Origin of the sequence: Shivajiella indica, from assembly GCF_042683085.1 — a bacterium.
GTDB lineage: Bacteria > Bacteroidota > Bacteroidia > Cytophagales > Cyclobacteriaceae > Shivajiella > Shivajiella indica.
This window is the reverse complement of the sequence record NZ_JBHUIV010000037.1, coordinates 1-21234: the sequence shown is the minus strand read 5'-3', so window position 1 is coordinate 21234 and position 21234 is coordinate 1. Positions and strand designations below refer to the sequence as shown.

Genomic DNA, 21234 nt, shown 5'->3' with positions numbered 1-21234 from the left:
GTTAAATGAAATCATGATAACATTTTATCTTTTATTTGGGATAGTTTATGCTGCAGTGATTGTAAGTCTGTCTGCTGGCTGGAAGCCTTTTTCAAAAGGCTCAAATCAATTGGAAAAATATGAAACGGTTACCATAATTGTCCCATTTAGAAATGAAGAAACCAATCTAAACCGGATTTTTGAATCAATAATTGGATTGGAATATAGACCCGTTCAGGTCATTTTTGTCAATGATAAAAGCGAGGACAAAGGCAAGGCTATTTTGGAACAACTCATAGGTCAAAATCAAGATTTGGATATTGATTTTCAACTTTTGGAGAATTCAGGAACTGGGAAAAAAGAAGCCGTTCTTACAGCATTAACTAATGCTTTTGGAAATTATATCTTTACTACAGATGTGGATTGTACGCTGCCTAAATATTGGATTGAAATTTTGTTGAATCAATTATCCAAAACCAATGTGAAGATGACCGCCGGACCGGTAATGTGTTTAGGGGGCAAGAATTTTTTTGACCATTTTCAACAGATAGAATGGGCAAGCATTGTATTGGTTACCCAAACCGGATTTGAATTAGGAAATCCGATCATGTGCAGTGCAGCCAATATGGCCTACAAGAAAGATGCGTTTTCCGAGATTGACCCCTACAAGGGAAACCTGAAACACCTGTCCGGAGATGACGAATTTCTATTGAAAAAAATGATTGCCAAATACGGAGTAGATGCAGTTAGTTATATTCCCCATAACCTTGTTTGGACCCAAGCCCAAAAATCCTGGAAGGACTTGATTTCACAAAGAATACGCTGGGTTTCCAAATGGAAACTGCATGATTCTATCTTCCATTCACTAATTTCTTTTGGACCTTGGGCAATACAGGTTATTTTTCTTTTAAGCTTTCTGCTTTTTTTTCAGGGACTGGTGGGTTACATGGTTTTTGCTTTTCTTTGGATTTCAAAATTTATTGTTGAAAGAAAAGCATTGAGCAAAGTACTATTATCATTTCAAATCAATCATGGCCCATTGGCCTACTTTTTGACAAGTATGATTCATCCATTCTATTTATTTTGTATAGGAATTGGGTCACTTTTTGGAAAATATGAATGGAAAGGAAGGAGTTCTTCCTAAATACAGTAATTTTAGGATTGGAAAAGATAAACAAATGACCGACGATGAATTTGATTTGCTGGATGAGCTTTATTTTGTCCAGCATTTTGACTATTTAAAAGATGCCTTGGGCTGGGAGGACCAGAGACTTTTGACTACCTTGCAATCTTTACACGAGAAATCATTCATTAAATGTCTGATTGGACCGGATGACGAAATATTCTCAAAAGTAAATTTTCTAAACCAAGGCAAACAGCTTTATTATCTGGCAACCAAAAAGGGCTTGATGGAGCATAATGCATTATAAAAACAATTGGGCACACAAACCGTGAAATATCAAAAAAAGGAACTCGAGCTTAAGGCCCTCCTTGAGATTACGCAGGCTATAAATGAAAATCAGCCTGCCTCTGTTCTTTTGGATATATTCAAGTTTACCTGCTTGGTCCATTTAAATATTAAATCTCTTTTACTCTACATGATAAACCAAGATCAGTATGAGAAAAAGATAAGCCATGGGCTAAAAAGTAAAGTGCCGGATACAATTTCAACAAATAAAGTCAATTATTCCAGAATCAAGGGTGAGCTGAATATAGAAGTTGGGCCAGGTTATTCTTTTTCTGAATTGGAAAGTTATCTACCTGTTTATCATAAAGATAAGATGTTAGCTATTCTATTTCTAAGGAAAAAGGATGAAATGGAAGAGCTTGATTTGGATTTTACCCAGGCCCTTGCCAATATCCTGGTCGTTGCGCTTGAAAATAAAAAATTTGCAAAAAGGCAATTGGACCAAGAAAGGTTAAAGAGAGAAGTAGAAATTGCTTCCAATGTTCAAAGGATGCTCTTTCCTGCTGAATTGCCCAATACCTCAAAGTTATCTGCCAAGGTTACTTATTTTCCCCATTCCACTGTGGGGGGTGATTATTACGATCTTATTTTTAAATCCGAGGATGAGGTTTTCTTTTGTATAGCGGATGTTTCTGGAAAGGGAATGCCAGCGGCCTTGTTGATGTCTAATTTCCAAGCAGCTTTAAGGACTTTATTGAGAAGTACTTCAGACCTCAAAATGGTGGTTGAACAGCTCAATTATACCATATTTGACAATACTAAAGGAGAAAGGTTTATCACTTTCTTTTTAGGGTTTTATAACTTTAAGACCAGGGAATTGGAATACGTCAATGCCGGTCACAACCCACCTGTATTATGTTGGGAAGGGGAGAAAAGGAGTGAGTTATTGGGAGCAGGGACCACTATTCTAGGAGCATTTGAGGAATTGCCGTTTTTAGAAATTGGGAAGAGATCTCATTTGAAGGCTTATACTATTCATCTATATACAGATGGTCTTACTGAAAGTATGAATGACCAAGAAGAGGAATATGGTGATGCCCGTTTTATTCAATTTGTTAAAAAAAGGTTGTGCATAGCCCCCAACCTTTTTCATGATCTATTTTTTAAAGATTTAAAAGAATTTTCTGCAGGAGGTGAACAGCGGGATGACATTACTTTGTTAAGCCTTAGGTTCCAATAAGATGGTATTAATACACCATATCCCTCCTTTGATCACCAAGATATTCCCCCAAATGGTTTGGCATAAAGACAGGGGTGAATCCAAAGTCTATTTGACTTTCGACGATGGTCCAGTTCCTGATGTTACTGATTTTGTGTTGGATGAATTGGGGAAAAGGGGATTAAAAGCAACATTTTTTATGGTAGGGGATAATGTAAGGAAAAATCCCACTTTGGCAATGAAGGTCATGGACCGGGGACATAAAATCGGGAATCATACTTTTCATCATATTGACGGCTATAAAACCAAAACCGAAGATTATCTGAAGGAGGTGGAATCCTGTCACCACATGATAGAACAAGTAACAGGGATCAAGACCAAACTTTTTAGACCTCCATATGGAAAAATTACAAGGGATCAGTTTGGGAAGCTTAAATCTGATCACGAAGTAATCATGTGGGATGTTCTAAGCGGGGATTATGATCCTCAACAAAGCCCGGAATTATGTCTTTCCAAATCCAAGCAATACACACAAAATGGTTCTATTATTCTTTTTCATGATCAGGAAAAGACCCATAAAGTACTAAGAGCTGTTTTGCCTTCTTTTTTGGAGTTTTTGGTGAAAGAAGGTTTTGAAACCCACTTGCTTTAAACATGGAAATCCTTGCAATAATAATTGTATCGATCCTGGTCTTCCAGGATTTTCTGCTTTGGATATTTTTGATTTATAGATTTAAAGATTATTCAGGAATTCTACCCGAAAATTTACCAAAGGTCAGTGTTTTCTTGCCCTGTAGAAATGAAGAACAAAACTTGCAGGAATGTTTGAATGCATTGGGAAAGATCAAATATCCCAGAGAAAAGATCCAATTTATTCTGGGAGATGACAGAAGTGCGGATCAAACAGGCAGAATTCTGGAAGATTGGGTCAAAAAAAATACGAGGTCAGAATTTGTGAAAGTGATAGAGGGGGATCCTTCAAAAATGAACGGAAAAGCAAATGCTTTGTCCCAAATGGTTAAATTAGCTTCCGGAGACTTTTATCTTTTTACAGATGCAGATTGCATTGTTCCTCCTTATTGGGTGCAAGGAATGGTCGCAGCCAGTATTCAGGAAGATGCCGGCTTGGTTACCGGAATTACATCGGTAAGGGGAAAAAACCTGTTCAGCCGTATGCAATCCATGGATTGGTGGCTGACATTAGGGATGGTTAAAGTCATGGATGATTTTGGAAGTTCAGTTACCTCTATGGGAAATAACATGTTGATTACAAAAGCTGCTTATGAATCTGTGGGAGGATTTGAAGGCGTTCCATTTTCTCTAACTGAGGATTTTGAAATAGCAAAGAGCATTCAAAAGAAAGGATATAAAAATATCCACTTTGTTTCTGAGATCAATCTAGTTCATACAAAAGGTCAGGCTGGATTTTTTGAACTATTGAACCAAAGGAAAAGGTGGATGTCAGGTGCAATGGGATTGTCGGCTTTTTGGAAGGTATTGTTGGCTTTACAGGTTCTTTTTTTTCCCTTTATCATACATTTATGCTTTTTACATCCTTTGGAAGGATTTTCAATTTGGTCAATAAAAGTGATAACCCAAGGATTATTTCTTTATTCTTTTGCTTCAAAAACTGGTGTAAAATTGAAAATCGGAGATTTGATTCTTTTTGAAATATATTATTTGATCATATCATGGTCCACTATTGTTTATTATTTTTGGCCCTCTAAGACAGTTTGGAAGGGGAGAAGGTATTGAGGGGATGTTGAGTGGAGAATGAAGAAAGAAAAATGTAGAATTTCGGATTTCGAAATGAAGAGGTTGGAATTGTCAACAACTATGAAACTCCAGGTGGGCGAATTATTTAAAAAATCAAACCTATTATAAAGTGCAGTATATAGATTCCCATGTTCATATTTATTCGAAAAAATATGACGATGACAGAGATGAGGTAATTAGACGTTCAGTTGAGAATGGTGTTGGGAAATTGTATATGCCCAACATTGATGAGGAATCGATCGATGCTATGTTGGAGGCCGAGATGAGATATCCTGGTATTTGTATTCCCATGATGGGCCTGCATCCCTGTGATGTGAAAAAGGGTTTTGAAAAACAACTCTATGTGATGGAGGATTGGATTAATAAGCGGGAATTTGCCGGTATTGGTGAAACAGGTCTGGATTTATATTGGGACAAAACATTTTTTGAAGAGCAAAAAGATGCCCTAAGGATTCAAATAGAATGGGCCAAACAAAAGAAGTGGCCCATTATCCTACATTGCCGGGAGTCAATGGATGAAACCATTCAGATTGTTAAGGAAGGAAAATCAGAGGATCTTAAAGGGATTTTCCACTGCTTTTCAGGAACGATTGATCAGGCAAAAGAAATTATTGATTTGGGATTTTTGTTGGGAATAGGAGGTGTTGTCACTTATAAAAACGGAGGTTTGGACAAAATTCTCCCTGAACTGGGTTTAAAACATCTAGTTCTGGAAACGGATGGTCCATATTTGGCACCGGTTCCCCATAGAGGAAAAAGAAATTCCTCTGAATATATTCCATTAATTGCAGAAAGGATTGCAGAAATCACCCAACGTGATCCAGAAGAAGTGGCTCGTGTGAGCACTGAGAATTCTAACAGGATTTTTCACCATTTCAAACTATGAACTATAAGATAGTAAGACTGAATACAGCAGCCAAAAGCGATATAACCTCCTCGGTGCTTATTATTTATACAGGAGGTACCTTGGGAATGGCCTATGACGAATCAGGTGCTTTGGTGCCTTTCAATTTTGGCCAGATACTGGAGAAGGTTCCGACTTTGACCCAGATGAATATTGCCATTACGGTTATTTCCTTTCCCGAACCCATTGATTCTTCTAATGTAAACATGCAGCATTGGGTGGATATGGCTTATATCATCTATGAAAACTATGACAGTTATGATGGTTTTGTCATTCTACATGGAACAGATACCATGGCCTATTCCGCTTCCATGATGAGTTATATGTTAGAAGGTCTAAGTAAACCTGTAGTGTTTACTGGGGCACAGCTTCCTATCTCCGCAATGCGGTCCGATGCGAGGGAAAACCTGATGACCGCTCTGGAAATTGCCACTGCCAAAGCTAATGGCAATCCAGTGGTTCCTGAAGTTTGCATTTTCTTCAACCACATGCTGCTCAGAGGAAACCGCTCCAAAAAAGTACAGAGTGTGCATTTTGATGCCTTTGAATCAGAAAACTATCCGGCATTGGCTGAGGCGGGTATCATTATTGATTACAATTATCCGGCTATCCGTCCTTTTGAGGAAGGAAAGAAGTTGAAATTTCATAATAAGTTGGACAACCATGTGATGATCCTGAAACTTTTTCCAGGGATTACATCACAAGTAATGGACTCCTGTTTTAATATTCCAGGCTTAAAAGGAGTGGTTTTAGAAACTTTCGGTTCGGGAAACAGTCCCAGTGAGCCATGGTTTTTGAAAAGTCTTGAGAAGGCGGTAGATAAAGGTATTATCATTCTAAATGTGTCCCAATGTAATGGCGGTAGGGTAATTCAGGGACGATACCAGACCAGTCGTGACCTTTTGAGGATCGGGGTGTTGAGTGGGGGAGATATTACCACTGAAGCAGCCATTACGAAAATGATGTTTTTGTTGGCCAATGAAAAGAAAGAGCATGAAATCAGGAGAAAGCTCATTACGCCTTTAGTAGGGGAGATGTCTCTAATAGGTTTGTCATGATCTTATCCTATTGATAGTGAGGCAGGGAAATTATTTTTTAAGATAGAGTTTGCAAAGGCAGGCAAATATTCATTTCTTTGCACTCCGATTCAGAAAATCAACCAAACAGAGAGGTGTCCGAGTGGTTGAAGGAGCACGCCTGGAAAGTGTGTATACCCCTAAAGGGTATCGAGGGTTCGAATCCCTTCCTCTCTGCGAAGAGCCAACTTTAGCGATAAAGTTGGCTTTTTTATTTGGATCTAAAGAAAACGAAATAGGAAGGGATGAGAACCCTCGATTAAGCCATTGGGTTCGAAATCAACCAAAGGGAGATTCACGAGGGGCGGTGCGGCGTGCCATGTGTGTACGAGTAATCCCTTCCTCTCTGCGAAGAGCCAACTTTTGCGATAAAGTTGGCTTTTTTATTTGGATCTAAAGAAAACGAAATAGGAAGGGATGAGAACCCTCGATTAAGCCATTGGATTCGAAATCGACTAAGTTGTTATGCAATTGGAAATAGATGAAAATCATTGATCAATATAGAAATCCGAATAACCAAAGAGGGATTTTATTTTTATGACCTATTTCGATATTGTCTGATACAATATAAGCATATTTCTCGCCTTGGATTTGTTTTTTGGTTTTAGACTGACCGCCTATTTCAAAAATATTCTTGCCTACCCTAAAGTCTCCGGTAGGTGAATATTCAATGGGATGATGCACTGAAACCTGATTGATAAAAAAACTTTCCCGAATACTTCCAATATCAGCATCCCGGTAGGCCAATGCATAGGCGATGTTGGGGTGGTGCAGGTAAATTTTCTCGGGTTTTTGTAAAATGCCAATTCCTTTGGTATCAGCATACAAACGTTTTATTATCCTCAATTCCTCCAAATAGCGCAAAAAATCGAGCAAACTATTGCGGGATACCCCTATCCGTTCGCTAAGTTTGGCAATATTGGGCTTGAAAGGAACGCTTTCTGCCAATATGTACAACAATTGTTTGATTTTTTCAATGCTTGCATAACTTATGTTATAACTGGGAGGTAGATCGGTACTCAGGGCAATTAGGATGGTTTCGATCAATTTTTGCTGATAGGCATTTTTACTCTCAAGAAAATAAGGATAATTACCATAAGTCAAATAATCCTTGAAATGGGCCAAAGGCTTAATCTTTTTAATGATTGACCTGGATATTTCTACATGATTATTTATAATATCTTCCAGAGTTACCTTGTCGAAATTGAGGAATCCGCTGAAACTTAAATACTCCCTATAAGACATACCATGAAGCTCATAGATAACTGCTCTTCGACTTAAATCTCCACGTGCTTTTTCAATATGAATCAGGGAGGATCCTGTAAATACAACCTGTAAATCCGGAAAGTCATCATAAATGTTTTTTAGTTCTGATGACCAATTAGGATAACGATGTACTTCATCCACCAAAAGCTGCTTGCCTCCTTCATTTACAAACTGCTCAGTCAGGCTGTATAAGTTGTTTTCAGTAAAATACAAATCATCCAAGCTGACATACAAGGTTTGGTTAGGGTTCAATTGTTTGACCTTTATATACTGAAAAAGTAAAGTGGTTTTTCCTGCTCCTCTTGCTCCTTTGATACCGATAAAGCGGTTGGACCAATCTATGTCCTCCAACAAAGACCTAACCTTGTTCTGTTGGATGCGATCTAACTTTTGATAATATTTTTGAAGAAGTTTTTCCAATAGTGTATTTTGTATCCAACAAAAATAACCAAAAAATGTTGTTTAGAAAAAACGTTTTGAATGGATTAAATGAATTGTTATAACTAAAATTTTCAAATCCCCATTGGGAAGGGTTTTGAAGGAGGCGAAAGGAATAATTCCTACAGCTAAACTCTTGTATCTACTCCTTCCTTTCCTAAAGAATACCAATTCAATAACCTAGCAGAAACACCTCATTTGGATGAAAAGTGAGTTTAAAATTGAGTTGGATGAAAGGGTGAATTATCTTATGCTTACATAGTCCGGTTTTCCATTAGATATTTAAGATAGGGAATGAATTCTTCAATTCCATCATTATTCTCGGGGCCTCTGGAAAATGCAACCAAAACTTTCATTGAATCCATTGGATTAAATCCTGCTTCTTCGGAAACCCAAATAGGTCATCATGGTTTTTTGGATTTTAACTTCACTTCAATTATGGATTTTAACGATTCAAGTTCTTTGGAAGTTAAGCCGGTTTCCTGAGTGAAAAAAGAAGCAAACTGAGCAGGAGAATCATTAAAAAGGCTTTTTTTTTGATTTAATTTCCGCATTTAATTTTTTAGATAAATGTTAAAATAAAAAAACATTGTGGATTATATTGGATAGAGTACCACGGCCAGTTTTCAATTAAATTGGGCTCAATTAGGGAAAAGATCAAGCCAATTTGAAGAATTAATTAAAAAAGGAAAAAGAGAATTTCTGATTAAATTGTTAGTCTTTTAGGTGAAAAATCAAGGAGGTAAAATAAAGTTTTATGTTATACGGATATTGTTTCATTTCGTAAATAGCGCATTTTACTATGTGAAATTAGGTGATTTTTCCTTAGGTCTATATTCTCTTCAATTCTGCATTTTCCTTCCACTTAAGCCATTTGTTAGTCCATTGGTATAAATTATCTAATAGGTTCATAATCCATATTTTAGCTTGCATAAAATTCAACAAATAGTATGGGAAATAAATTTTCTTTAAAAATTATGATTATTTCCTTTGCATTTTGAATTGAAAAAATGATAACTTTAAAATCTCATTATTACGTTAGAAACCGTTTAACCTTTAATTTAAAGTCTATTTAAAATCTACATTATGAAAAAGTTAATCGCTTTGTTCATGCTTTCCGGAATCTTGATGTTTCCGGTAATTACGAAAGCTCAAGATGCAGAACAAGATACTGCTGCAGAAGAAACAACTGAAATCGTGGAACAAGCAGCACCTGCTGCTCCTGCCGTTGTCGATGATGAAATCATTGAAGAGGAAAAAGGATTCCACCAAGTCATCAAAGAAAAGTTCATTGAAGGTGATCCTACTTTCATGTCTCCGGTATTGATCTGTTTGATCTTGGGTCTTGCTGTGGCTTTGGAAAGAATCATCACTTTGAACCTTGCCACAACAAACACCAAAAAACTTTTAGCTAAAGTTGAGGAAGCACTTGAACAAGGTGGTATCGAAGCGGCGAAAGATGTGACCAAAAACACTAAAGGTCCAGTTGCCTCTATCTTCACTCAAGGTTTGATGAGATACTCTGAAGGTATCGAAATGGTAGAAAAATCCATCATTGCTTACGGATCTGTGGAAATGGGCCGTTTGGAAAAAGGATTGGTTTGGATCTCTCTTTTCATTTCCCTTGCTCCAATGTTGGGTTTCATGGGTACGGTAATCGGTATGATCGGCGCGTTCGATGCAATCGAAGCAGCCGGTGATATCTCTCCATCTCTTGTGGCCGGTGGTATCAAAATCGCCCTTTTGACAACTGTTGCTGGTTTGATCGTTGCGATTATCCTTCAGTTGTTCTACAACTATTGCGTTGCAAAAATCGATTCATTGGTAAATGACATGGAGGATGCTTCCATCTCTTTGGTAGATATCCTTGTGAAGCATAAATTGACTAAGTAATTTTAGTCATTTATCCTTCAGCAAAATCAATCTTTAAATCGAAAATCAACAGATATGGATTCTATAGATATCTTTATATTCATTGCAGAAGGTTTGATCATTATTGGTGCTATTCTTGCGATTGTGATGCCATTAATCAAATCCCTGGGTAACCCTTCCAGTTTGGTCAAAACCGGTATGGGAGTAGCAGCTCTTGCGGTAGTCTTCTTTATTGCCTATTCCATGGCTGATAGCGAAGTTTTGCCAAAGTTTGCTGCCGAACCGTTTAACTTGACTCCAGGACTTTCCAAGTTCGTGGGAGGTTCACTTCTTACAACATATGCTCTGTTTCTCATTGCGATTGTAGGAATTGTGTTTACAGAAATTAACAAAGCAATAAAGTAATGGCGAAGAGCAAGAATAGATTGTCACAAGAAGTAAATGCAGGATCCATGGCGGATATTGCTTTCCTTTTGCTTATATTCTTCCTGGTAACTACAACGATTGCTTCTGATAAAGGTATTTTGAATATTTTGCCTCCAAAGCAAGATCCTAATCAGCCGCCGCCTGAAATTAAGTTGAATGAAAGAAACATCTTCAATATTCTGGTAAATGCCAATGATCAGCTTCTTATAGAAGGGGAGTATTTGGATAATACAGATCAACTATCCGAAGATATCAAGGATTTCATTCTTAATTTCGGTTCACCTGATGAAGATGCTGTTTCCTTGTATAATGGGCTTCCTGCTTCATTAAGGGAAAGAGCAAAAAGAGATCCAAATTCATCTGATCATCCAATGACTGGTGGGGCTGTTGTGTCTATCAAGACAAACAGGGGTACCAGTTATGAAAGATACCTTGAGATCCTCGACCAGGTGAAGAGAGCTTATTTCGAAATCTATGCTGAAAGGGTTGGTTTGACTTCAGATCAATATAGAGCTTTGACCGGAAAAACCCCGGCTGAAAAAGAACTTATTGACCGTGGTAAGGAAGGCATCCCAATGGCAATTTCCATTGCAGAACCAGATAAAATAGGAGGAAATTAATATGGCAAAGTTTAAGAAAAAGACCAAAACCTCGGAAAATATCCCAACCTCTGCATTGCCGGATATTATATTCATGCTTCTTTTCTTCTTCATGGTGACTACTGTATTGAGGGAAAATGAAATTCTTGTGGAGCAAAAAATCCCACAGGCTACTCAGTTGCAGAAATTGGAAAAAAAGACATTGATATCTTATCTGTACATTGGAAAGCCTAAAAATGTCGCCATGTATGGTACAGAACCAAGAATTCAGGCTAATGACGTTCTGATCGGTACCAAAGACATTGTACTTTGGGTAAACCAAGAAAAAGATAAATTGTCAGAAGCCGAAAGGGATCAGATTACTATTTCCATGAAAACTGACCGTGATGTAAAGATGGGCCCGATCTCTGATGTTCAGTTTGAACTTAGAGAAGCGGATGCAAGAAAGCTTCTTTATGCAGCGGTTGGAAAAGTTCAGAATTAATCCAATAAATAATTATATTGATAAAGCTATTCCGTTAGGAATAGCTTTTTTATTTTTAAGATATTATGATTCTTAAAAAACTATCTGAAAAAAAGAAGGTCCAATCGGCCTGGGCCATGTATGATTGGGCTAATTCGGTTTATAGCCTGGTGATCACCTCCACTATATTTCCGGTTTATTTTAACAGTGTAACCACTACAGAGGAATTAGGGGATGTAGTTTCTTTTTTTGGAATTGAAATTGTCAATACAGTCCTATATTCCTACTCCATATCTTTTTCATTCTTGTTGATTGCTTTTATTTCTCCGCTTCTTTCCGGTATGGCAGATTATGGGGGAAAGAAATTATTTTTCATGAAGATTTTTGCTTATTTGGGTTCTTTCGCATGCTTAGGCCTTTTCTTTTTTGACGGCAATAATCTGGAGTGGGGTATTATTTGTGCTGTTTTGGCAAGTATTGGCTATGCAGGCAGTATTGTTTTTTACAATGCTTTTCTACCAGAAATAGCGACTGAGGAAGAGTATGACTTTTTAAGTGCCCGTGGATTTGCTTTGGGTTACATAGGCAGTGTTATTTTGTTGTTGGTAAACCTTCTCATGATTGAATTTCCCGATTTTTTTGGTTTGAAAGATGGAGGTCATGCTGCCCGTTGGTCATTTTTAATTACGGGTGTTTGGTGGGCCGGATTTTCCCAAATCACCTTTAAATATTTGCCTGATAACCCTTACGGAAAAAAAAATAAGAATTCTTTGATACTTAAGGGCTATCATGAAATCAGGAAAATTTATCAAAAAGTTCGGGAGACCAAAGTGATGAACAGGTTTTTGGGAGCATTCTTTTTTTATAGCATGGGAGTACAGACTGTTTTGTATTTGGCTGCATCATTTGGTGAAAAGGAATTGGGGATGCCTGGAAATCTATTGATATTGACAGTTTTAATTATCCAAATTGTAGCTATTGGTGGATCTTTTCTTTTTGCCTTTTTATCCAAATTATATGGAAATAAAATGGCTTTGATCATTTTGGTTTTTATATGGATGCTTGTATGTGGGGCTGCATATTACGTTGCCAATGAATTACATTTCTTTATTCTGGCATTTGTAGTGGGATCGGTGATGGGAGGGATTCAATCCCTGTCCAGGTCTACCTATTCCAAATTGATTCCAGAAACAACTTCTGACCATGCCTCTTATTTTAGCTTTTATGATGTGACCGAAAAAATTGCCATAGTCATCGGTACTTTTTCTTATGGGATAATAGAGCAACTTACCGGAAGTATGAGAAATAGTTCACTGACGCTCGGTTTGTTCTTTTTGATAGGCCTGGGTTTTCTGTTGCTTGTGAAAATTCCTAAACAAGATCTTCCACCTGTAATTGATATAAAAAATGCTTAGTATAATTCCTGGTAATAAGGTATCGGAGTTGGATTCCAGTTACATCCTAGATCAGGGGATAACTTCTTGGGATTTAATGGAAAGGGCTGCTATCTCATTTTGTTCTTGGTTTAAAGGAAGGAAAAACTTTGAAGATAAACCTGTTTTTATTTTCTCAGGTCCAGGGAATAATGGTGGAGATGGCGTTGCGATTGCCAGGATATTGGCTGCATTTCACCTCGAAGTCAATTTGATTGTATTTGATGCCATTGACCATTGCTCTAAAGATTTTCAGATTAATTATAAAAAGCTTCCATCTACTGTAAAAGTTTTTAAAATTGAGGATTTTGATTTCAGAATTGATGTGCATGCTGTAATTATTGATGGGATTTTTGGGGTTGGGATCAATAGGCCTTTAGAGGGGAAATTCAAAGAGGCCATAGATAGATTAAATACATTCGATTGCCAGAAGATAGCCATTGATATTCCATCCGGCATTCCCGCAGACGGTCTTCTTCAGGGGAGTGCTTTTAGGGCTGATTATACGGTAACCTTTCAATTCCCCAAACTTTCCTTACTTTTTCCTGAACATGGAGAATATACCGGTGAGATCTTTGTGGCAGATATCGGAATTCAGGATAATTTTTTGGAGAAATTCGCGAGCGGAAAATATTTTATCCAACAAAGAGATATGCGGCCTTTGCATAAGACTTTTCATAAATTCAGTCATAAGGGTGATTTTGGAAAAGTCTTACTGATAGGAGGGAGTAAAGGAAAAGTCGGGGCTATGGTATTGGCTTCAACCGCAGCATTAAGAACCGGAAGTGGGTTAGTCCATGGATTTATTGATGAATCTGAAAGGATAATTTTGCAAACGGCTGCTCCTGAAGTAATGGTTGCATTTAAAGAAGAGTTAGAAAATTTGGCCAAATTCGATGCCATAGGGATTGGACCGGGTTGGGGGCTTAATGTGGATTTGAAATTTTATGAAAGTCTTTTGAAAAACTATAAGAAACCTATAGTAATAGATGCTGATGGTATCAACCTTTTGGCTTCCCATCCTGATTTAATTCAAAATATTCCGCAAGGCAGCATTCTTACCCCCCATATCAAAGAGTTTGAACGACTGACAGGAAATGTTTCCAATCATGTGGAAAGGCTTCAAAAAGCCAAGGACTTTGCAGTTGAGTATGGCCTTTTCTTGGTGTTAAAAGGAGCTTATACTTCCATCTCATGTCCAGATGGCAAACAATTTTTCAATTCTTCCGGGAATCAATATATGGCTACTGCGGGTTCAGGGGATGTATTGACGGGGATGATTACTTCTTTTTTAGGTCAGGGATATACACCCTTAAATGCAACCATTTGCGGAGTTTTCCATCATGGTTTAGCAGGGGAATTGGCCTCGTTTGAAAATAAAAGAGGTACTATAGCTTCTGATATCATTAAGTGTATTCCCAAAACTTACCTGGAATTGGGTATTGATTGAAAATATAAACTAAATAAGAACTTTAAGTCCTCACTTGGGGTTAAGGTTTCATTAAATCAAATAGATGAATAGGGAGAAACTGCTACTTTGGACGCTTGCGGCAATTAATTTTACCCACATAGTTGATTTTATGATTTTGATGCCTCTTGGGCCTCAACTGATGAGGATTTTTGAAATATCTCCAAGGGAATTCGGGCTCTTGGTTTCTTCCTATACCTTCAGTGCAGGTATCAGCAGTTTTTTAGGGGCTTTTGTACTTGATAAATATGATAGAAGAAGGATTATTTTATGGGTATTCACAGGGTTTTTATTTGGTACGTTGGCATGTGCCCTTTCTCCAAATTACCCGATCTTATTGATCTCAAGGATAGTAGCCGGATTATTTGGCGGGTTGACTTCAGCATTGATTTTATCCATTATTGGTGACGTTATTCCCGATTCCAGAAGAGGAAGGGCCATGGGATTGGTTATGGCTGCTTTCTCAGTAGCCTCTGTATTTGGGGTTCCTTTTGGCCTATTCATTGCCAGTATCACGAATTGGCATGCTCCTTTCTTTTTCCTTGCAGGCTTATCATTGGTGATTTTATGGATGATCTATAAATATATTCCATCGATCACAGCCCATCTTGTCACAGGGAAATTGAAGCCAAGTCCTGTTCAGGTTATTAAAAGAGTTACAGGTAACAATAACCAAATGAGGGCGATTACTTTGATGATTATGATGATGTTGGGACAGTTTACCATTATTCCATTTTTAAGTCCCTATATGGTTGCCAATGTAGGATTTACAGATTTGGAACTTACCTATATATATATCGCAGGAGGATTTTTTACCATATTTACATCACCCTGGGTTGGGAAACTGACCGATAACCACGGAAAAATCAAAGTATTTACGGTATTTATGGCACTCAATCTTATTCCCATAGCTATTGTTACCCATTTGGGTCAAACACCTATTCCTTATGTTCTATTGGTATCCACCATGTTTTTTGTGACCTCTAATGGAAGGATGGTTCCTGCGATGGCTTTGATTACGGGTACTGCAAAACCTGAAAATAGAGGGAGTTTTTTGAGTTTTAATTCTGCAGTTCAACAACTTTCTGCCGGTTTGGCTTCTTTTGTAGCAGGATTGATTCTGGCAGAAGGCATAGACGGAAAACTCTTAAACTACAATATAGTAGGCTATATTGCCATTGTTTTAAGTGTTCTTTGTATTCCTTTGGCCAAAAGGATAAAAGTAATAGACACGGATGAACCCTTGGTGGTCCTCAATGAAAAAAGTGGAGTTGAAGCCGAAAGTGTTCCATAAAAAAATCCACTGAATTTTCAGTGGATTTTTTTGTTTAAACCTTTTTAGAATTCCGCATGGCCTGGTGTTCTTGGGAACGCGATCACATCCCTGATATTTCCCATTCCGGTTACGAACTGAACCATCCTTTCAAAGCCTAATCCGAAACCGGAATGTGGGGTGGTACCAAAACGTCGGGTATCCAGATACCACCACATTTCCTCGGTTGGGATTGCCATTTCCTGCATTCTGTTTGTGAGTATTTCCAGTCTTTCCTCTCTCTGAGAACCACCGACGATCTCACCGATTCCAGGGAAAAGGATATCCATGGCAGCTACTGTTTTGCCATCCTCATTTTGTCTCATGTAGAAAGCTTTAATTCCCTTAGGGTAATCCATAAGGATTACTGGTTTTTTGAAATGCTTTTCGACCAAATAACGCTCATGTTCGGATTGTAAGTCAACTCCCCACTCTTCAATGAGGTATTGGAATTTTTTCTTCTTGTTATGATTGGAGTTTTTGAGGATATCAATAGCTTCTGTATAAGTCAGCCTTTGAAAATCGTTATCAACAACAAAACGTAATCTTTCCAATAGTCCCAGTTCACTTCTTTGGTCTGCTTTCTTGGTATTTTCCTCTTCAGCGGCCCTTTTATCCAGAAATTCCAGATCATCTTTGCAATTTTCCAGCGCATACGAAATGATATATTTCAGAAAATCTTCCGCTAGATTTTGATTGTCCTCAGCATCGTAAAATGCCATCTCAGGTTCTATCATCCAAAACTCTGCCAAATGCCTTGTAGTGTTGGAATTTTCAGCTCTGAAAGTCGGGCCAAATGTATAAATTTCTGCCAATCCCATCGCAGCCAGTTCGCCTTCTAACTGACCGGAAACAGTCAGGTTAGTTTCCCTCTCAAAGAAATCAGATCCAAAATCAATTTTACCTTCTTCATTCAATGGGAGATTTTTTAAATCCAAAGTAGTTACCTTAAAAGTCTCACCCGCACCTTCTGCATCAGAAGCAGTAATGATAGGTGTATGGATGTAAAAGAATCCTTTTTCATTGAAATATTTATGAACTGCAAAAGCCAAGGCATGTCTCACCCTGAAGACTGCTCCAAAAGTATTGGTTCTTATTCTTAAATGGGCAATTTCCCTTAAAAACTCCAAGGAGTGCTTTTTGGGTTGTAAAGGGTATTTTTCAGGATCAGCATCTCCGAGAATTTCCACCAATTCTGCCACTAATTCGGATTGTTGACCTGCCCCTTGAGACGTTACTACCCGGCCTTTTACCTTCAAGCAAGCACCGGTAGTTGCTCTTTTTAAAGATTCTTCACTGATGGAATTCGGATCAGCAACTATTTGATAATTGGTAATGGAGGAGCCATCGTTAAGTGCAATAAATGATACATTTTTATTACTGCGCTTTGTCCGTACCCAGCCCATGACTGTAACATCCTGATCTATGAAGTCTTTTTCAAGAAGTTCTTTAATTTTTACTCGTTTGTTAAAGGCCATATGATTGATTGAATTTATAAATAATAATGAGCCTCATTGAATTGGCTTTTCAAAGGGAATGCAAAAAAACGATATAATAAGCTTTTTATCAAAAAATTGTTCTAATTTCCTAAATTTGGACATGAAGAAGTAACTTATATTTGTTGCTAGCTTCCATTCAAATCTTTAGCCTTATGCAAAAATTAAATTTAAGTCAGGTCTTATCACAGAAGCTTTCTCCTCAGCAGATTCAGTTTATCAAGCTGCTGCAGGTTCCGACCGCAGAATTGGACCAAAGGGTTGAAGAAGAGTTGGAAATCAATCCTGCACTCGAAGAAGGAAAAGAAGAGGAAAAAAAGGAATCCGAAGAAGAGGATTTTGAGGATAATTATGATGAGGATTTGGGGTATGATGACAAAGATGTAAACCTGGATGATTATTTGAATGATGATTATGGAGGGTATAAAATGCAGGGTGATGGGAATTATTCTCCCGACGAGGAAGAAAGAGAAATACCCATATCCAGTGGGATTTCCTTGCATGAGCAATTGATTTCGCAATTGGGATTTTTGAAACTCGGCGAAAGGCAGAAATTGATCGGAAGACAATTGATAGGAAGCATTGAAAGCGATGGGTATATCAGGAGAGATCTGGAAGCGATTATCAATGATCTTGCATTTGGCCAAAACATTGAAACAGATATAGATGAGATTGAAGAAATCCTAAGGAAAATCCAAGGCTTTGATCCTGCTGGAATAGCAGCCAGAAACTTGCAGGAATGTCTATTGATCCAATTAGAAAGAAAAGAACATCCTGATGATCCATCTGTACAGACGGCCATCCGAATCATTAACGAATGCTTTGATGAATTCACAAAGAAGCATTATGCCAAAATTCAAAAGAAATTAGATATTGATGAGGAAGTTCTTAAAGAATCAGTCAATATAATTACAAGACTCAATCCAAAACCTGGGGGAATTTCTGATGGTTTGATCAAAACCCAATATATAATTCCAGATTTTATCCTTATCAATGCAGATGGAAAACTTGAAGTGACGCTTAATTCAAAAAATGCCCCTGAGCTTCGTGTAAGCCGTTCCTATTCGGAAATGTTTGACGCCTATGAGAAAAGTGACAAGAAGGATAAAAAGCTCAAGGAGACCGTCACTTTCGTTAAACAAAAGCTGGATGCTGCAAAATGGTTTATTGATGCGATTAAACAAAGGCAGCACACCCTGCTCAGAACCATGCAGGCAATTTTGGATTATCAATATGAGTTTTTTATTGATGGAGATGAAACCAAGCTGAAACCAATGATTTTGAAGGATATCGCAGAGAAGATTGAAATGGATATTTCGACTGTTTCAAGGGTAGCCAATAGCAAATCCATTCAAACTGAGTTCGGGATTTTTCCATTGAAATATTTCTTCTCTGAGGGCATTGCTACCGATTCGGGTGAGGATGTGAGCAACAAAGAGGTTAAAAGTGTGTTACAGACTATGGTTGAAGGAGAAAATAAAAGGAAGCCTTTATCTGATGATAAACTTGTAAAATTACTGAATGACAAGGGATACAATATTGCAAGGAGGACTGTGGCTAAATATAGAGAGCAATTGAATATTCCTGTAGCCAGGTTAAGAAAGGAACTCTAAGTGGATCGGAAATTGGCTTTATTTATTTCTTACCTGTTCCAGCCGGTTTTAATGCCTACGCTAGTATTTGGATTTTTGATGTTTTGGGCTCCCCAATTGGTCAATGATGCCTATTTTCATAAATGGTTTTTACTGTTAATGGTTTTTTTGACTACTTATGTGATTCCTTTGTTAAGTATTTTGATGATGAAACTGACCGGGAACATTGCTTCTTTTCATATGGAAACAAAAGAAGAGCGGGTTTTTCCATTTTCTATGATCAGTTTATTTTATATGGTCGTTACTTATTTTTTTTATTTGAAATTTCAAATAGACCCCGTTTTTATTTTAGCAATGGCTTCGATTACTGTCTGTGTAATTCTATTGACCAGTCTGACATTTTTCTGGAAAATCAGTGCCCACATGATTGGGATTTCAGGATTTATGGCAATTGTGGCTGCAGTTTCTATAAAATACCCTACCTATTTTCAATTGGAGATTTTATTGGGTTCAATAGTACTGGTAGGGCTAATTGGATCAGCAAGGCTTAATTTAAATGCCCATAGACCTTTTGAAGTTTATTTAGGTTTTGCCATTGGATTTGCCATTTGCTTTGGTTCATTTTTTTTCATGGCATAAAAAAAGCCGAGAAATTCGGCTTTAGGATGATGTAGGATAAATTTTGTTAAAATAGGGCGAATGAAACGCCGAAATTAATTTGGCCGGCTTGTGTGGAAAAAGGGCCTTTGCCTTTTTGCCAGACATCGTTCAAACCATAATAACCCCAGATATTGAAGCCAGGAAATCCGACTCTGGTATAAACACCATATCTTAAAGGGCTGAGTCCATAAGATTGTCTATCTTTAATTCTTCTGGTTAAGCCATTGGGGTCTGTATATTCTATTTTTGTATGGGCTGTCATGAGGTAACCAACTTTTCCGCCAAGTGCAAAACGAACACTTTTGCTATAATTTTTCCTATTGAAATGGTATCTGAATTCGATTGGGATATCCAAATAATTTAAGGAAACGTTGTTTTTACCTATAGATATATCGTCTCCATAAACTTCCGTGATGGGTAATAAGCGGCTGGATTCCGGACCTATTTCAGGATTATTAAAAATTGTACGGTTATTGGTGAAGGCCATCTTATCTGAACCATATCCAAATCCAGGATTCAAAGTGAAGCCGGATCCTTCTCCTAGTTTGATTTCAGTCTGATAGTAAATATTGAATGTTCTTGAAGGGAAAAAATCAGTTTTGAGTTCATTAGGCCTATTATTTAGCGAGTTAAAACCGAAATCCAGAAACAGATCTCCCTTCAGGTCAGGTCTGCCACCTATAGGAGTTGGAACTCTTTCCTTTTCTTGCGCCAGCAAAAAACCGGTTGTAATAAAATTGATTATTAATAGTATGGTGATTCTTTTCATGAAATCGCTCATTGATTTGAAAATTTCGGCTAAATTATAAAATCATATGTTATTTGCTGTCCTTTTTCTCTTAATTATTCTTAATTCAAATTCCGTGATTGTTGGATTGAACGTAAAAAGTCAAAAATTGCTTTTTGTTTATTTGAAAAAGGTAACTACTTTTGCATTCCCAATCGGCCTCGTAGCTCAACTGAATAGAGCACTTGATTACGGCTCAAGAGGTTTCAGGTTTGAATCCTGACGAGGTCACTCTTAACAAAGTTCTTAAAAGAAGCTGATTTATTAGAGTTCTGTTACTGTTAGCAAAAGCTAAATTAAGTAAGTTTTGATTGCCACTATAACGAAAGCTCAACTGAATATAGCATCCCGACGTACGTCGGGAAGGTTTCAGGTTTGAATCCTGACGAGGTCACTCATAACAAAGTTCTTAAAAGAAGCTGATTTGTTAGAGTTCTGTTACTGTTAGCAAAAGCTAAATTAAGTAAGTTTTGATTGCCACTATAACGAAAGCTCAACTGAATATAGCATCCCGACGTACGTCGGGAAGGTTTCATGTTTGAATCCTGACGAGGTTACATTTCCATTCTATAAATTGATAAGAATTTTATTGAAATTCTTATACCCTTATTTTCTCCATTACGTATATACCTTTAGATTTATTGATATAAAAATAATATCTCAGGTTTTCAGGAGGTTGCCTCTGGAGAAAGAAAAAAATCAGGTGTTTTGAAAATAAGTTATTGTCAAAGGCAAAAAAGTAATTACCTTTGCAGTCCTGTTCGGAATGATCGGGAAAAAAGATCGGCCATATGGGTTGACATTTCTGCCTTTAGAGGCGGAAAAAGTTCATTGAAGTACTGGATACGAAACGACACAATTAAGAAAGACCTGAGAACGGTCTGATTGAAAAAACCTGGGGTCACGGAATCAATGGATGCAGAGATGCATCCGTAAAAAACTTTACAATGGAGAGTTTGATCCTGGCTCAGGATGAACGCTAGCGGCAGGCCTAATACATGCAAGTCGGACGGTAGAGATTCTTTCGGGGATCTTGAGAGTGGCGCACGGGTGCGTAACG

Annotated in this window: 19 protein-coding genes, 2 tRNA genes and 1 rRNA gene; 19 read left to right on the top strand and 3 right to left on the bottom strand. The window is 37.6% G+C overall.

The window, feature by feature from the left end:
* Nucleotides 1-13: 13 nt before the first annotated feature.
* The 8 genes from ACFSKV_RS20445 to ACFSKV_RS20410 all read left to right on the top strand — a co-directional run bounded on the left by ACFSKV_RS20445 (nucleotide 14) and on the right by ACFSKV_RS20410 (nucleotide 6539).
* Nucleotides 14-1123: a glycosyltransferase gene (locus tag ACFSKV_RS20445; protein ID WP_380807113.1), complete on the top strand. Its 1110-nt coding sequence runs from the start codon at nucleotides 14-16 to the stop codon at nucleotides 1121-1123.
* Nucleotides 1095-1409, top strand: a complete 315-nt coding sequence (locus tag ACFSKV_RS20440; RefSeq protein WP_380807111.1) for a hypothetical protein — start codon at nucleotides 1095-1097, stop codon at nucleotides 1407-1409. The genes ACFSKV_RS20445 and ACFSKV_RS20440 overlap by 29 nt, the downstream gene beginning before the upstream one ends.
* A gap of 6 nt (nucleotides 1410-1415) precedes the next feature.
* A complete protein-coding gene (locus tag ACFSKV_RS20435) occupies nucleotides 1416-2627 on the top strand; it encodes a SpoIIE family protein phosphatase (protein ID WP_380807110.1) in 1212 nt (403 codons plus the stop codon).
* 1 nt (nucleotide 2628) lies between these two features.
* Complete coding sequence (locus ACFSKV_RS20430) at nucleotides 2629-3258, top strand: polysaccharide deacetylase family protein (protein ID WP_380807109.1); 630 nt, start codon at nucleotides 2629-2631, stop codon at nucleotides 3256-3258.
* Nucleotides 3259-3260: 2 nt separating this feature from the next.
* Nucleotides 3261-4361: a glycosyltransferase gene (locus ACFSKV_RS20425; protein WP_380807108.1), complete on the top strand. Its 1101-nt coding sequence runs from the start codon at nucleotides 3261-3263 to the stop codon at nucleotides 4359-4361.
* Nucleotides 4362-4491: 130 nt separating this feature from the next.
* A complete protein-coding gene (locus tag ACFSKV_RS20420) occupies nucleotides 4492-5268 on the top strand; it encodes a TatD family hydrolase (RefSeq protein ID WP_380807105.1) in 777 nt (258 codons plus the stop codon).
* The gene (locus tag ACFSKV_RS20415) at nucleotides 5265-6344 is read left to right on the top strand and encodes an asparaginase (protein WP_380807103.1); all 1080 of its coding nucleotides are present in this window, start codon (nucleotides 5265-5267) and stop codon (nucleotides 6342-6344) included. The genes ACFSKV_RS20420 and ACFSKV_RS20415 overlap by 4 nt, the downstream gene beginning before the upstream one ends.
* Nucleotides 6345-6451: 107 nt before the next feature.
* A tRNA-Ser gene (locus ACFSKV_RS20410) sits at nucleotides 6452-6539 on the top strand.
* Between the two features lie 318 nt (nucleotides 6540-6857).
* Here the strand turns inward: ACFSKV_RS20410 and ACFSKV_RS20405 are convergent.
* Nucleotides 6858-8048 carry an ATP-binding protein gene (locus tag ACFSKV_RS20405; RefSeq protein ID WP_380807101.1) on the bottom strand — a complete coding sequence of 397 codons (1191 nt, stop codon included), beginning with the start codon at nucleotides 8046-8048 and terminating at the stop codon, nucleotides 6858-6860.
* Nucleotides 8049-9152: 1104 nt separating this feature from the next.
* Between ACFSKV_RS20405 and ACFSKV_RS20400 the strand changes: the two genes are divergently transcribed.
* The 7 genes from ACFSKV_RS20400 to ACFSKV_RS20370 all read left to right on the top strand — a co-directional run bounded on the left by ACFSKV_RS20400 (nucleotide 9153) and on the right by ACFSKV_RS20370 (nucleotide 15621).
* Complete coding sequence (locus tag ACFSKV_RS20400) at nucleotides 9153-9959, top strand: MotA/TolQ/ExbB proton channel family protein (RefSeq protein WP_380807099.1); 807 nt, start codon at nucleotides 9153-9155, stop codon at nucleotides 9957-9959.
* Between the two features lie 54 nt (nucleotides 9960-10013).
* Nucleotides 10014-10343, top strand: coding sequence for a hypothetical protein (locus tag ACFSKV_RS20395; RefSeq protein WP_380807098.1), 330 nt, complete (start codon nucleotides 10014-10016; stop codon nucleotides 10341-10343).
* Complete coding sequence (locus ACFSKV_RS20390) at nucleotides 10343-10984, top strand: ExbD/TolR family protein (RefSeq protein ID WP_380807096.1); 642 nt, start codon at nucleotides 10343-10345, stop codon at nucleotides 10982-10984. Before ACFSKV_RS20395 ends, ACFSKV_RS20390 begins: the two co-directional genes overlap by 1 nt.
* A gap of 1 nt (nucleotide 10985) precedes the next feature.
* Complete coding sequence (locus ACFSKV_RS20385) at nucleotides 10986-11447, top strand: ExbD/TolR family protein (RefSeq protein WP_380807094.1); 462 nt, start codon at nucleotides 10986-10988, stop codon at nucleotides 11445-11447.
* 65 nt (nucleotides 11448-11512) lie between these two features.
* Nucleotides 11513-12841 (top strand): MFS transporter, encoded by a 1329-nt coding sequence (locus ACFSKV_RS20380; RefSeq protein ID WP_380807092.1) that lies wholly within the window; start codon nucleotides 11513-11515, stop codon nucleotides 12839-12841.
* Nucleotides 12834-14309, top strand: a complete 1476-nt coding sequence (locus ACFSKV_RS20375) for an NAD(P)H-hydrate dehydratase (protein WP_380807090.1) — start codon at nucleotides 12834-12836, stop codon at nucleotides 14307-14309. Before ACFSKV_RS20380 ends, ACFSKV_RS20375 begins: the two co-directional genes overlap by 8 nt.
* 64 nt (nucleotides 14310-14373) lie before the next feature.
* Nucleotides 14374-15621 carry an MFS transporter gene (locus ACFSKV_RS20370; RefSeq protein WP_380807087.1) on the top strand — a complete coding sequence of 416 codons (1248 nt, stop codon included), beginning with the start codon at nucleotides 14374-14376 and terminating at the stop codon, nucleotides 15619-15621.
* 44 nt (nucleotides 15622-15665) lie between these two features.
* Here ACFSKV_RS20370 and asnS read toward each other — a convergent pair whose 3' ends face one another.
* Nucleotides 15666-17117, bottom strand: a complete 1452-nt coding sequence (asnS, locus tag ACFSKV_RS20365) for an asparagine--tRNA ligase (RefSeq protein WP_380807084.1) — start codon at nucleotides 17115-17117, stop codon at nucleotides 15666-15668.
* A gap of 173 nt (nucleotides 17118-17290) precedes the next feature.
* Between asnS and rpoN the strand changes: the two genes are divergently transcribed.
* The gene (rpoN, locus tag ACFSKV_RS20360; RefSeq protein ID WP_380807082.1) at nucleotides 17291-18748 is read left to right on the top strand and encodes an RNA polymerase factor sigma-54; all 1458 of its coding nucleotides are present in this window, start codon (nucleotides 17291-17293) and stop codon (nucleotides 18746-18748) included.
* A 51-nt stretch (nucleotides 18749-18799) separates the two neighbouring features.
* A complete protein-coding gene (locus ACFSKV_RS20355; RefSeq protein WP_380807081.1) occupies nucleotides 18800-19366 on the top strand; it encodes a PA-phosphatase in 567 nt (188 codons plus the stop codon).
* Between the two features lie 46 nt (nucleotides 19367-19412).
* On the opposite strand, the gene ACFSKV_RS20350 is transcribed toward ACFSKV_RS20355, so the two are convergent.
* The gene (locus ACFSKV_RS20350; protein ID WP_380807078.1) at nucleotides 19413-20156 is read right to left on the bottom strand and encodes a porin family protein; all 744 of its coding nucleotides are present in this window, start codon (nucleotides 20154-20156) and stop codon (nucleotides 19413-19415) included.
* A gap of 175 nt (nucleotides 20157-20331) precedes the next feature.
* On the opposite strand from ACFSKV_RS20350, the gene ACFSKV_RS20345 reads away from it, so the two are divergent.
* Nucleotides 20332-20405 (top strand) — tRNA-Arg (locus ACFSKV_RS20345).
* A 713-nt stretch (nucleotides 20406-21118) separates the two neighbouring features.
* Nucleotides 21119-21234 (top strand): 16S ribosomal RNA (locus tag ACFSKV_RS20340); the annotation flags it as partial.

Excerpts from the sequence above, each read along its gene's own strand:
- ACFSKV_RS20415 (WP_380807103.1), top strand. The coding sequence starts at position 5,265 with ATGAACTATAAGATAGTAAGACTGAATACAGCAGCCAAAAGCGATATA.
- ACFSKV_RS20445 (WP_380807113.1), top strand. The coding sequence starts at position 14 with ATGATAACATTTTATCTTTTATTTGGGATAGTTTATGCTGCAGTGATT.
- ACFSKV_RS20380 (WP_380807092.1), top strand. The coding sequence starts at position 11,513 with ATGATTCTTAAAAAACTATCTGAAAAAAAGAAGGTCCAATCGGCCTGG.
- ACFSKV_RS20370 (WP_380807087.1), top strand. The coding sequence starts at position 14,374 with ATGAATAGGGAGAAACTGCTACTTTGGACGCTTGCGGCAATTAATTTT.
- rpoN (WP_380807082.1), top strand. The coding sequence starts at position 17,291 with ATGCAAAAATTAAATTTAAGTCAGGTCTTATCACAGAAGCTTTCTCCT.
- ACFSKV_RS20390 (WP_380807096.1), top strand. The coding sequence starts at position 10,343 with ATGGCGAAGAGCAAGAATAGATTGTCACAAGAAGTAAATGCAGGATCC.
- asnS (WP_380807084.1), bottom strand. The coding sequence starts at position 17,117 with ATGGCCTTTAACAAACGAGTAAAAATTAAAGAACTTCTTGAAAAAGAC.
- ACFSKV_RS20430 (WP_380807109.1), top strand. The coding sequence starts at position 2,629 with ATGGTATTAATACACCATATCCCTCCTTTGATCACCAAGATATTCCCC.
- ACFSKV_RS20375 (WP_380807090.1), top strand. The coding sequence starts at position 12,834 with ATGCTTAGTATAATTCCTGGTAATAAGGTATCGGAGTTGGATTCCAGT.
- ACFSKV_RS20355 (WP_380807081.1), top strand. The coding sequence starts at position 18,800 with ATGCCTACGCTAGTATTTGGATTTTTGATGTTTTGGGCTCCCCAATTG.
- ACFSKV_RS20395 (WP_380807098.1), top strand. The coding sequence starts at position 10,014 with ATGGATTCTATAGATATCTTTATATTCATTGCAGAAGGTTTGATCATT.
- ACFSKV_RS20350 (WP_380807078.1), bottom strand. The coding sequence starts at position 20,156 with ATGAAAAGAATCACCATACTATTAATAATCAATTTTATTACAACCGGT.
- ACFSKV_RS20440 (WP_380807111.1), top strand. The coding sequence starts at position 1,095 with ATGAATGGAAAGGAAGGAGTTCTTCCTAAATACAGTAATTTTAGGATT.
- ACFSKV_RS20385 (WP_380807094.1), top strand. The coding sequence starts at position 10,986 with ATGGCAAAGTTTAAGAAAAAGACCAAAACCTCGGAAAATATCCCAACC.
- ACFSKV_RS20400 (WP_380807099.1), top strand. The coding sequence starts at position 9,153 with ATGAAAAAGTTAATCGCTTTGTTCATGCTTTCCGGAATCTTGATGTTT.
- ACFSKV_RS20425 (WP_380807108.1), top strand. The coding sequence starts at position 3,261 with ATGGAAATCCTTGCAATAATAATTGTATCGATCCTGGTCTTCCAGGAT.